Source organism: Halorubrum sp. CBA1125 (assembly GCF_009742825.1).
Taxonomy (GTDB): Archaea; Halobacteriota; Halobacteria; order Halobacteriales; family Haloferacaceae; genus Halorubrum.
Window position 1 is genome coordinate 1 of the sequence record NZ_WPCE01000071.1, and the last position, 13,412, is coordinate 13,412.

At 63.9% G+C, this 13,412-nt stretch carries 4 protein-coding genes; 1 reads left to right on the plus strand and 3 read right to left on the minus strand.

Annotated features, from left to right (window positions below; translation table 11 throughout):
• From GJ633_RS08250 to GJ633_RS08260, 3 genes are all read right to left on the minus strand, one after another.
• Window positions 1–377: S26 family signal peptidase (locus tag GJ633_RS08250; RefSeq protein ID WP_197431294.1), on the minus strand; the 377-nt coding region annotated here is incomplete at its 3' end.
• Between the two features lie 81 nt (window positions 378–458).
• Complete coding sequence (locus GJ633_RS08255) at window positions 459–1,343, minus strand: rhomboid family intramembrane serine protease (RefSeq protein ID WP_197431295.1); 885 nt, start codon at window positions 1,341–1,343, stop codon at window positions 459–461.
• Window positions 1,344–1,685: 342 nt separating this feature from the next.
• Window positions 1,686–12,608 (minus strand): CARDB domain-containing protein, encoded by a 10,923-nt coding sequence (locus GJ633_RS08260; RefSeq protein WP_197431296.1) that lies wholly within the window; start codon window positions 12,606–12,608, stop codon window positions 1,686–1,688.
• Between the two features lie 601 nt (window positions 12,609–13,209).
• Here GJ633_RS08260 and GJ633_RS17770 point away from each other — a divergent pair.
• The coding region (locus GJ633_RS17770) for a hypothetical protein (protein ID WP_231741297.1) at window positions 13,210–13,412 on the plus strand (203 nt) is incomplete at its 3' end.

Here is a 13,412-nt window from a genome sequence, read left to right on the forward strand (position 1 = left end):
GCGGCGACGGCGACGATCTGCGACTCCTGAACCGGCGGTTCCGGGCCGTCCTGGTCGGTGAACGGGTTCGCGTCGCCACGCGTGATGTATCCCGCTTCCGTCTCGTCGACGACCCGATGAGTCGTGAGTCCGCCGCCCTGGAGCTCCTGTGCCTCGAACGTCACGACGTCGCCCTCTTCGATGTCGCCGGCGAGCGACGGCGGGACCGCGATGAACCCGTCGCCCGGAGCCATGTTGGCCGGCTCGCCGTTCATGCTCCCGGTGAGCACGAAGCCGATGACGATCGGTTGGCCGAGCTGCTGGCCGACGAGCATGGCAACGACGAGAACGACGAGCACGGCCGTGACGCTCGAACCGGCAAGCGATCGGAGATTCATCGTGGGTGTGGAGTGCCCCGACTCGCGTCGGTCGCGTAGACGTTGGGGTGTCGAACGTATAGCTCGTTCGACCGGACCGCCTCACCGCGCGGCCGTCGAGAACACGCCGTGACGGTCGACCAGGAGGGAGACGTAAACGACGAGAAACGACAGCGCGTACCCAAGAAAGTGGATGTAGACGTTGACGCGGAGACCGGGTGACGTCGCCGGCGGGAACCCGACGAGCGGGTACGCGACGAGCACGAGCGTCGCGACCGCGACGAGTTCGCCGTACCGGGGGGTCGCGAGGACCCGCCGGACGGCACACCGCAGGGCGCTGACCGAGTCGCGGTCGGTCCCTCGGCCGTACGGGAGCGCGAACGTGAGCACAGCGGCCCCGAACCCAGCCGACCGCGTCGATATCGGGAGCGCAATCACCGCGACGTACGCGACCGAGACGAAAAACAGCACCGGGACGAGCCGACGAGAGTCGAATCCGAACCGCTCTTCGAGTGCGACCGGGAAGACGACCGCGACGTATCCGAGAAACGCCATCGTGACGCCCGAGAACCCGTACCCGATGGCGTTCCGCGGAATCGCGAGGTTCAGCCCCGAGAGGACGAACGGAAACGCGAACAGGTACGCGATCCCCGAGACGAGGAACAGCCGACGTCGCCCGGCGGCGACGCTGAGTCCGTAGGCGACCGATCCCAAAAGCAGGAACCCCAGGACGTTCCCGACGAGGTGCGGGAAAGAGAGGTGTACGTAGTGAGCGGTGAACGCCGTCACGATCGTCGGATCGGTGTACGAGAACGCGGCCGCTCGCCTCGTCGAAGCCGGGAGGGCAAACACCGCGAGAAGCACGACCGGAATCGAGAGCAACGCGACTACGTCGCTCGCGAGACGGATCCGATCTACCGAAGCCGGCGTGGATTCCTCGGCGTCCGCCACTACCCGGGTCGACTCACCGACGTTCGTGGTTGACACGGCCGTCCATCGAGACGGGTCGAATATAGATGTTCGTCGATAATTATCAGAACAGATATCATCAGATCGTACCGTCACAGATCTCATATCACACGAAAAGGAACGTTTCGGTGGCTACCAGACGATATCTCGTTCTGAATTCGAATTTGGTACTGCAACAATATCAATTATCAGATCGTGTATTTAGTGAGCGAGAGACAACGAGAAATCGCTCACGCTCCGGAGCGCGAACACGCGTATCGAGAACGGACGGAAACAGCGATCTGCGGCGTGTCGAACGCGACCGAAACGAGTTCGGTCCGCGGCGGACGGCTCACTACGGGTCGCGTCCCCCGGTCGTCGTCACTCGGACCGGCGGACCCAGACGACGACCGCGGCCGCGACCAGCGCCAGGACGATCAGCACCAAGATCGCACTGATGCCGAGTCCAGCTGGCTCTTCCGCGGGTTCGTCGTCAGCACCGTCAGCGCCGTCGGCACCGTCGGCACCGTCAGCGCCGTCGGCACCATCGGTCGACTCCTCGACGGTGACGGTGGCGGTCGCGGTGTCGGTCTCGCCCGCGTCGTTCGTGACGGTCAGTTCGACCGTGTACTCGCCGGGCTCGTCGATCGTCGCGCTGGCGGTCTCGCCGGAGATCGACTGGCCGGCGACCGACCAGTCGTACGCGACGATCTCGCCGTACTCGTCGGTCGAGCCGGAACCGTCGAGCGCCACGGACTCGCCGGCGGTCACGGTACTCGGGTCGACCGCGGCGGCCGCCTCGGGCTGGCCCACGGCGCTCACGGCGAACACCGAGAAGCCGGGCGTCTGCGCCTCGAGCCGGACACCGTCCGCGGTCTCCTCGACGACCGACGTTTCGAGGCGCTCCCACTCGCCGTCGTTCAGCCGGAACGCGGTGAGGTCCTCGGCGTCTGCGCCGACCGCGTCGAGCCGGTCGGCCGAGACGCGGAACCGGATCGTCGCCGCCTGGTCGGTTGCCTCGTCGGGGACCGTAATCTCCTGCACCGTGACGTCGCCGCCCGGCGCGTTGACCTGACCGCTGTCGGGGTCGATGTCACCCACGGTGACCTCCCCGATGGTGTCGGAGGTCTGGAAGGCGATCGACTCGACGTTCTCGACCTCATCGAAGCTTGCGACCTGCTGATTGGCCTCGGTGTCGAGCGACGGCGTCACCGTCTCCGTCGCGGTCGCGTCGAGGTCGAGCGCGGCGTCGGGTTCGTCGCCGATCAGGCCGCCACCGCCTCCGCCACCACCGCCGCCGGCCGGCGGCGTCTCTTCTTCCTCCTCGTCGTCTTCGTCGCCGTCGTCAGCCGGCGGAACGGTCACGTCGAAGCTCCCGGTCTCGGTGAGACCAGCAGCCGAGACGGTGTACGAGAGCGTCCGATTCTCGCCGCCATCGAAGGTCTGGTACTCGAGAGTCGGCGTCGCGGTGTCACCGGGTTCGACCGTCACCGTCTGGCTGTCCTGGGTCCCGTTGACGGAGAGGGTGACGGTCTGTTCGCTGCCGAACTCGCCGCCGTCGTTGGTGATCTCCGGGGTCACGGTGAACGTCTCGCCGGCGTCGACCGACTCAGCCGAGTCGCCGATAGCGAGTCGGAGGTCGGCGCGCTGCTGGATGGAGACCGTTTCGGTCTGGCTCGTGTCGTCTTCCGTCTCGACGGAGACGGTGAGATCGTCACCGATATCGCGGATGGTCGGCGTGAACGTGAGGCTCACGTCCTGCGTGGCCGAACCGTCGAGTTCCACCTCTTGCGTGTCGACCGTGTTTCCGTCGACGTTGAGCTCGACGTCTTTCGAGCCGGTCCGCTCACCGTCGTTCAACACGGTCACGTCGACCGTCGTCTCTCTGCCGGCGGTGGACGTGGGTTCGGCGTCGACCGTCTCCACGTCGAAGAACGGATCCGACACGGGGCTGTTGAGCGGCTCGACGTCGGTCGAGTCCGTCCGGTCGACGACGTCGGCGGAGTCCGGATCGATCCCGAAGGCACTGACGTCGACCTGGGCGTCGGTGTCGTCCTGCTGCGTGGTGACGTCTTGGCTCGCCACCGAGGCGGTTCCGAACGTGGTGGCCTGCGGCCCTGCCGGCTGGCTGTCGTTCTGGACCTCGCTCACGATCGCCACGTCGTTGGCCTCGACGTTGCTCTGGGTGACGTCGACGTTCTGGTTGCGGTCCTCGGTGTTACGAGCGTCGAGACCGACGCCGTTTCCACGGAGTTCGGCCTGCTCGATGTCGACCGTGTAAGGTTCGTGGTTCGACGCCGTTTCGAGCGGGCCCACGCCGAGCGGGACCGGGAGGATGATGATCCCCCTGTTCGAGCCGGTGACGACCGTCGCGAAGACCCGAACCGGTGTCGCCTCGATGGCGAGCCCGCGTTCGGCGCCGGAGATGAGACCGAACGCGACGGTGCTCCCGCCGTCGCCCGCGAGCCGGATACCGGTCTGGGTATTGGTGACCAGCGACTGCCGGATCAGGTGGTCGCCGCCGTCCTCGGTCACCACGCCGGTCTCCCAGTTGGTGATCAGGACGTCGGAGACGGTCGCGGAGTCACCGGTGACCCGGACCGCCGTGCCGGTGCCGTCACCGGGCATCGTGAAGCCGTCCACCGTGACGTCGTCGCCGCGGAGCACGAACCCTTCGTCGCCGATCCGCGGGAGTAGCGTCGCCGGACCGACCGACCGCACCGTGATCTCGTTCGTGTCGATGACGACCCGCTCGGCGTACGTGCCGCCGGCGACGAGGACGGTGTCGCCGGACTCGGCGGCGTCGACGCCGCTCTGGATCGACCCGAAGTCGACCGCGACGGCGGCGTCGTCGGTGTCCGTCTCGCCCGTCTCGGTCGTCACCTCCACCGTGCCATCGAACGTGCCCGCACGCGGGAGCGCCTCGACGGTGTCGTTCAGTGGCACCGTCGTCGACTCGCCGCCGGCGAGGGTGACGTTCTGTGAGGCGCTCGCGACCGAGGTCCCGTCGACGGTCAGGTCGAGCGCGACCGACTCGTTGTCGGCCTCGAGGTCACCGACGTTCTCGACGGTCGCGTTGACCGCGATCTCCTCGTCCTGTGTGACCTCGGCCGGCACCTCGTCGAGGCTGACCGTCAGGTCTGCCGGGTCGGGTTCGCTGACGGTCACGATCGCGCTGCCCGAGCTGTTCTCGGTGGCGATGGCGACCGTCTGCTCACCGGTGTCGAGAGCCTCGGCGTCGACGGTGAATTCCACGTCAGTGCTGTTACCGGGTTCGAGACTGATATCCTCCGTCGTATTTTCGACCGTCCCGTCGACCAGGAACTCGACCGTCTGCGTCCCGTCGAGTTCGCCGTCGTTCGTCACGGTGGCGTTCGCCTCGACGACCGCGTCGTCCGTCTGTAACACCGCGTCGGGCGCGGTGAAGTTACTCACGCGGAAGAACTGGTCGTCGAGTTCTGCGACCTCGACGTTCCTATCGAGCGTCTCTGCGCCCGCCTCGACGGTGACGGGGAGCGCATCCTCGCGGGTCTCGTCGACCTCGTAGGTGAACTCGACGGTGTGGGTTTCGCTCCCGTTGAGCGTCACCGTCTGGTTGTCCTCCACGGTGTCGTCGACCGCGAACGTCACGTTCTCCGTGACAGATGCGTCACCGACGTTCTCCAGTCCGACCTCGACCGAGAGGGTGTCGCCGGCGTCCACCGGGTCGGTCACGTCGTCGAACTCGGCGGTCAGCTCGCCGGGCGTGCCGACGTCGATCGTCTCGGTGTCCGAGTCGTCGACCCCGACCACTTCGACGTCGAGTTCTCCGGGCTCGGTGGGCTCGTGCGTGAGCGCGACGGTTTCGGCGCCGTCCGCGGGCACCTCGACGGACGCGGTGTCCGTGGGCTCGAAGTCGTCGCCGATGTACAGTTCGAGGGTGTCGGTGCCGGAGACGTCACCGTCGTTCGAGACCTCGACGATGACTTGGAAGGGTTCGCCGCTCACCGCGTCGAAGTCCTCGTCGTCGATCGGCGCGTTGACGGCGACGACCTCGGTCTCGAAGCTCGCCTCGGAGAGAACGTCGAACTCGCCCTCGACGCTGTCGTCCTCGGCGTCGACCGTGAACTCCGGCGTGCCGACGTCCGCTTCGTCGGTCTCGTAGGTGAGGTTGAGGGTGGTACTGTTACCGCTATCGAGGCGCACGTCGCGCACGATGTCCGCGCGGCTGCCGTCGACGAGCAGCGCCACGCTCTGGTTGTTCGGGACGTCGCCGGTGTTGTTGATCGTCGCGGTGACGTTGAACGGTTCGTCCTCGACGACCGGTCCGTTCGTATCGAGGTCGGTGATCTGGTGGTTCGTCGCCTCGCCGATGGAGATCCGACGGATGTCGGTCGTGTCGGCGACCGCGGTGACGGTGGCGCTCCCCGGCTCGCCGATCGCGTCGGCCGGGACGGTCAGCGTTCTCGTCCGTGACTCGCCGGGCGCGAGGTTCCGGACGCGGGCGCTGGCGCTTTCGTTGTCGATCTCGTCGCCCCGGAACCGGAGATCGATCGTGGTGCTGCCATTGAAGTCGCCGGCATTCGTGACGGTCACCGCGACGTCGAAGGCGCTCTCGCTGCCGATCTGATCGTCCACGCTCGTGATCGCGGCCTGGAACTCGGCCGGCGCGAACAGCGGAACGTCCGCGGCGTCACTGGAGACGGTCTCGTCGTCCTCCACGAGTTCGACCGCGAGCTCGGTGCTCGGACCGTCACCGACCGCCGTGTCGACCTCGAAGTCGAGCGTGTCGCTGCCGTCCGCGAGCGTCACGTCCGTCGAGTCGACGACCGCTCCGTCGCGGAGGACACGGAGCGTCCGGGTCTCCGAGACGTCCCCCTCGTTCGTCACGTTCACCGCGAGGTCGAGCGTCTCTCCCTCTCTGAACGCTGTGCGATCGTCCGGGTCATCAATCGGCGGTGCCTCATCGTTGACCGTCTCGATGCTGGCGCTGAACGCGGCGGGCTCCGACACCACGAGCGGTTCGTCGGCCGTGAATTCGTCGCCGTCTTCGGTCACCGCCCGGACCGTGTAGTTCCCGGCGTCGAGGGTGCCGGTGTCGATCGTGCGCTCGGAGATGTTGAACTCGCTGGCGTTGAGGTCCACGTTCGAGACGTTCGGCCCGTCGGTCACGGTCCCGTCGTCCGCGACCAGTTCGAGCGAGACGTTCTGGGTGTCCCGGACGCCCCCGACGTTCTCGATGTCGAGGGTGACCGTGGCGTTCTCGCCCTCGACGACGTCGAGGTCGGAGAACGGCTCGACGACGTCGACCTGGAAGTCGGCCGGAGCGTTGATCTGGACGGACCGCGCGTCGAGGTCGTCCTCGGTGCTCGCGAAGACCCGATTGGCGCCTTCCGTGGCGTCGACCTGTAACTCCTCGGTCGTCGACTCGCCGCCGTCGAGTGTGACCTCCGTCGTCTCGTCGTTCCCGTTGAGGAACACCTCGAGCGTCTGCGTGTCCGACACGTCGCCGAGGTTCTCGACGTCGACGCTGACGTTGAGCGTCTCGTCGTACGCGATCGGGTCGTTCGTCTCGTTGACCGAGACCGCGAACTCGGGGAGCGCGTTCAGGTCCCGCACCGTCGTCACGTCGGTGTTGTCGCTTCTGACCGTGAACGTGACGTCCGGCGCGTCTCCGACCTCGGTGTCGAGCTCGAAGTTCACGGTCTCGTTCTGGCTCCGGTTGAGCTCCGTGACCTCCTCGCTGTCGATCACCGAGCCGTCCCGGACGAGTTCGATCGTCTGGGTGTCGGTCTGGTTCCCGCGGTTCACGACGTCGACGGCGAGTTCGAGCGTCTCGCCCTCTTCGACCGGGGCGTTCGAGTCGATGGAACGGATGTCGAAGAACGCCGGCTCGTCGGGCGGACTCACCGTCAGGGTGGTGTTCGCCGTCTGGTTCGGCGTTGCGACCGCGACGTCGACGGTCGCGGCGTCGGCTCCCGCCTCGAGGTCAGACGCGGTCTGTATCGAGACCGTTTCCGTCGTCGACTCGCCGGGCGCGAGCTCGTCGATCGTGACGTTCGAGACCTGGGTCGTGACGTTCTCGCCGGTGTCGGTCGTGGCGTTCACCGTCGTGCCGCCGGGCAGCTCGCCGACGTTCTCGACGTTCACCACGACCAGCCCGGTGCTGCCGTTGGGGACGTCGAGCCGAGAGGCCGCCTCGTCGACCTCGACCGTGAAGTTCGCCGGCTCGGGCGGCTCTTCCACGACGACCGGTGTGGTGGTCGCGTCGTCCTCGGTCGACACCTCGACGAACGTCAGGCCGAGATCCTCGTCAGCCTCGACCGGGTACTCGAAGTCGACGGTCTGGTTTTCGCCAGCGTCGAGTTGGACGGATTGGCTCTGGTCCTCGCCGTCCTGACCGAAGTCGAACGCGACGTCCTGGGTGCCGGGGTCGCCGCCGGTGTTTTCGATCTGGGCTTCGAGCGTGTAACTCTCGCCCTGCTCGACGGCGTCGTCACCCTCGAGGGACGTCACCTCGAAGAACTGCTGGGCGGTGACGTCGACGTCCACCGAGTTGCTGTCGTCGTCGGTGCTGATCGACGCGTCGACGTCCGGGGCGTCGCCGACCTGGGTCGTGTAGTTGAACGTGACGGTGTCAGCACCACCGCCGGAGAGATTCAGCTCTTGGCTGTCCGCGTACCCGTTCACCGAGAAGGTCACCGTCTGCGTCTCGGTGAGGTTGCCGGTGTTGTTGATCGTCGCCGAGACCTTGACCGTCTCGCCTTCGACGACGTCGGACGCGTTCGTGGTGATGTCCTGGACGCGGAAGTTGGACGCCTCGACGGTCGCGGTGGTCGTCGCCTCGTCGTCGGGCGTCCGCGCCGTGAGGTCGATCTCGGGGGAGTCGCCGAGCTGCGTCGGGTAGGTGAACTCGAGCGACTCGTCTTCGACCTCGGGGATCTCGACCGTCGTGGTGTTGACGACGTTTCCGTTGGCCAGGAGGGTGACGTCCTGCGGCTCGTCGAGGTCACCCTCGTTCGTCACGTTCACCGTGACGGGGAGGTCAGTTCCCTCTTCGACGGGGTCGGCCGGGTCGATCTCCGTGACGCTGATGTTCGCCTGGCGGACTCTGAAGTCAGTCTCGGCGGTGTCGTCGTCGCTTCTCACTTCGAGCGTCCGGTCGCCCTGACGCGTGTCGTCGTCGGTCGCGTAGGTGAGCTCGACCGTCTCGGTCGTGTCGCCGTCGAGCGTCCCGTTGATAGTGACCGTCCGGCTGTCCACCGTCTCGGTCAGCGCGGACTCCGGATCGACCGCGAGGCGGATCTCCTGTTCGCCCTGGACCTGACCGACGTTCTCGACGGTGGCGTTGACGGTGAGGTTCTCACCCGGAGCGATGGTCGCGTTCTGGGGCGTGGTGTCGAGTTCCGTCACGTTGAACTCGGCGTCCTCCAACACGGTCACGTTCAGCGTGGCCGTGTCGTTCGCGCTCGCGACGGTGAAGTTCAGGTCGCCGATGTCGGACTCGTTGGTGACGTATTCGAACGTCACCGTGTCGCTCGCCCCGCCGGCGAGAGAGACGTTCGTGCTGTCGATCGGCTCCTCGTCGAGCCGGAGTTCGATCTCCTGGTCGGCCTCGACCTGACCGAGGTTCTCGAGGTCGGTGACGATCTCGATGCCGTCGCCCTCGACCACGTCACCCGTCGTCGAGTTCTCCTCGTCGATCGACACGTCGATCTCGGCGTCCCTCAGGACGGTGACGTTCAGCGTGTCCGTGTCGTTCGCGCTCGCGACGATGAAGTTCGACTCGCCGAGGTCCTCTTCACCGGTTTCGTATTCGAACTCGACCGTCTGGGATTCGCTCCCGTTGAGTTCGACTGAGGTTTGGTTAGCGTGTTCTCCGTTGACGGTCAGGTCAATGACCTGATCACCGGTCACGTTACCGACGTTCTCGACGTCGGCGACGACATCGACCGTGTCGCCTTCGACCACGTCCTCGGTCGTCGAGGCTCCCTCGTCGATATCGACCTGGAAGTCAGCGTCCTTCAGCACCGTCACGTTCAGCGTATCCGTCTCGTTCTCGCTTTCGACGGCGAACTCCCGGACACCGATGTCGCTCTCGTTGGTCTCGTACTCGAACTCGACCGTCTGGGATTCGCTCCCGTTGAGTCCGACGTCCTCGGTGTCGACTTCCTCCCCATCGACAGCGAATCCGATCGTCTGATTCGCGGTGAGGTTCCCCTGATTCGTGAGGGTGGCATTCACCACGACGGTCTCGCCTTCGACCACCTCATCGGACGAGTTCTCTCCGTCGATGTCGACATCAATGTACGTGTCTTCGAACACGTCGACGGTCCACTCGGCGGAGTCGTCCTCGGTCTCGACGGTGAAGTTCAGTTCGTCACCGGCGATGTTGTCAGACTGACTGGTGTCGTACTGGAAGGAAACGGTCTTGCTTTCAGTCGTGTTCACCGTGATCGTCTCGTTGGCGACCGACTCTCCGTCGCGCCGGAGTTCGATCGTCTGCGTGCCGTTGACGTCACCGACGTTCGAGACGTTCGCGACGACCGTGGCGGTCTCGCCGAGCGCGATCGCCGAGTCAGACTCGTCTTCGTCGACGTCGACCTGGAACTCGGGCGGTGACAGTACCGTCACCGTGCGCGTGGCGTCGGCCGCGCCGGCCTGCACCGTGATGTTGGGCTGGCCGATGTCGCCCTCGTCGGGCGTGACGTTGAATTCCAGCTGTTCAGTCGTTCCGCCGGCGATCGTGACGTTCTCTTCGATCTCGACGGACGTGCCGTTGAAGCTGAATTCGACGTCTTCCGTCGCGGTCGCTTCGCCGGCGTTCGTGACGTTCGCCGTGACGTTGAGTTGCTCACCGGCGACGACCGGGTCGTTGACTCCCGTTATTTCGACACCGAGGTCGGCGGCCTCGATGACCTCGAAGTCGAGTGTATCACTGTCGTCCGGTGAGGACACGTTCACCGTGTAGTCCCCCGTCGTCTCCAGCAGGTCGGACGGCACTTCGGCGTCGACGGACTGGGTGTCGCCTGGACCCAGCGTGAAGTTTCTGCTGGTCGAATCGACGGTGCCGGACTCGTTCGTTACGACGACCTGAATCGGCTGCGTGGCCTCGACACCACCATCGTTCGTGACGTTCCAGACGACGGAGAGGTTCTCGCCTTGGGTAGTCTGCGTCTCCGAAGCGTCCTCGTCAATGTCGACGACGAAGTTCGCGTCGGACAGAACCTGGACATCCACCGGCGTCGAATCGTCGTCGGTCGTGACGTTGTACGAGAGTGTCTGCCCGGCGTCAGCCTCGTCGGTCTCGACGACGAGCTCGACCGTCGTCGTATCGTTACCGGCGATTTCGACGCTGGATTCGCCAGCGACGACGGTTCCCGTCTCGTTCCGGAGGGTGACGTCCTGTGTGCCGGAGACGTCACCGACGTTCCGGATGTCGGCTTCGATCGTCGCGTTCGCCCCGGGCGCGACCGGGTCGTCCGCGGTGACGTTCTCGATCTCGAACTCCGCCGGCGACTGTACCGTCACCGTGCGCGTGGCTTGGGCGGCGCCGGCCTGCACTGTGACGTCGCGCTCGCCGACATCGCTCTCGTTGGTCTCGTACGCGAACTCGAACGAGTCGGTTTCGGACGCGTTGAGCGTGACGTCCTCGTTCGTCGTTATCGACGTTCCGTTGAACAGGAACTCGACGTCCACGGTACCCTCAGCACCGCCCACGTTCGAGACGTTGGCGGTCACGTCGACGCTCTCACCCGCGACGATCGGATCGTCGACCGAGGCGAGCTCGACATCGAAGTCCGGTCCGGGGAGGACCTCGACGTCGACCTCCTCGAAGTCGTTCTCGGAGCTGACGTTGACGGTGTAGTTACCCGGTTCGAGGTCGACCTCCTCGAAGGTGAGATTAACCGTCTCCGTCGTACCCGGATCGACCGAGACTTCCGCGGATTCGGTAGTGCCCTCGAACGTCGCGTCGATCGTTTGGGTGCCGGGGATGTCGCCGTCGTTCGTGACGTCGGTGACAATCGTCAGGTTCTCGCCCTGGACGACCTCGGCGTCGGAGGCGCCCTGATCGACGTCGACCGAGAAGTTCGCTCCCTGGTCGCCGACGCTTGCTAATGTAGTGCCAGTCTCGTCGCTAGTTCGGATTTCGACAGATAGGTCTGTTGGAATTTCATTAATAACATTGGATGTAGCTGTATCATTGGATGTATTATATACGAACGAGAATTCCTCGGATTCTCCAGATTCAAGATTAATATCTTCGCTGATAGGTTCCGTCTGGGGTATCCGTCCAAAATTGGTTTCCTCAAATCCAGTCAACCGCTCTGCTTGGGTGTCGTTAAGATATAGACTCGCTTCATCATCAACTGTTCCATTACCAATATTGGTCACCGTCGCATTAACGACGATCTCCTCGCCGTTCAACACGTTGAGTTTTGAATCCTCTTCATCGATATCGACGGTTGCCCACGGATCCAGCTCCTCGGTCAGCGTGACCGTCTCCTTGTTCGTGTAGATCTCGCCGGTTTCGTTGTTCTCGGCGACGTGGACGACCGAGTACTCGCCCGTCGAGAAGTTCTCTAGCGTCTCGATCTCGAAGGTCGTCTCTGAGCCGGTATCGGCTTTCGCGACCATCGACGCGTTGAGAACATCACCGTCTTCGGTATCGATCCGGTCACCGATACTACCGCCGACGAAGTTGAACACGTCGTCGATCGTGAAGATACCGGTTTCGTCACGCTCTCCGAGGTCCTGCCCCATGAAGGTAGCACCGTCTTCGACCCGACGAACACCGTCAAACCCGGCGATACCTGACGAAATATTAACCTCATTTGGATCGATATTCTGCGTATCCTCGATCTCAGCGCTTATACTTCTGCTGCCGAGTTCGTCCTCGCTGTAGAGGATAACGGCTTGTGTGATCTCGTTTTCAGTTTCGAACGGTGCCTCCGCTTCGACGGTCACGTTCTCACCGGGGCGGAATTCTGGACTCGGATACTCGGAATCCTGACGCGCCGGATTCACCGTCGAGCTCCCGTCCTGAACGACGGCGAAGTCCAATCCGATGACGCGAACGTTATCCGTAGTTACGTTTCCGTCGGGTTCGACGCCGATGCTCCCGTTGTTGACTGCCAGGAAGACGTAGTTACCGCTACCACGGCTCTGGCCGGTCAGGTCGTACGAGACGTCGGGATTATCCCCGCTGGCAGTTATCGTTTCGAATACCTCGACGTCGGTATCCTCATCGTTGAGTAGCTCATCAATCTGCGTGATTTGTGAGAAGGTGTCGAGTCCCTCGCCGGAGTCAGTTTTGACGGCCACCACGTCGACATCGGAGCCATCGAACGTCCCGAATGGGCCGTCTCGAAGAGTGAGATCAACGGTGCCAGTTTCTTGATACACTGGAACGACTTCCTTGTCAGGGTTGGGATAAACAGGAGTACCGGTTAGTCCAAACGCGTTAAGTTGCACGCTCGGAACATCCGTTGTCATTCCAACGGAATCGTCCTCGGGGACCTGGGTCCGCATCCCTTGGAAGAAGAGATTGTATAATCCGATCTCGTCAGAGGCCTGAATAAATCCGTCAGTCTGAGATCCACTATCGGTCGTGAAGTTGGTGAGGTTACCTTTGATAGATTCGTTCGTATCCGTAGATTCGGCAACTGCCCGGAATTCGTACGTTGTTCCCGGATCGAGGAACGACAGCGACTGAGTAAACGTCTCATTTCCGGTAACGGTTTGGTTCGGTGTCTGGCGGAACTCAGTTTCTGACTCAGCACGCCACTCGAAATACACCTCCACGGAGTCCTGATTGAGATCGTCTACTTCACCGGTTAACGTCGCGGTATAGATTCCATCTACCTGTCCTGTAGGGCCGGCCGTATTTACGGAGAAATTATCTGTCGCCGTACCGCTCGCGGTTGTGGAGAGCGACAGTTCCCCCGTCGTCTCGTTCTCAGTAGAGGATGAGTCTTGGGTCGTCTCGTTCTCAGTCGACGAACCATCGTCCGTCGACCCATCATCCGTCGATGAATCATCTGTCGATGAGTCATCAGACGAACCATCGTCCGTCGAACCATCGTCCGTCGAACCATCGTCCGTCGACCCATCATCCGTCGACGAATC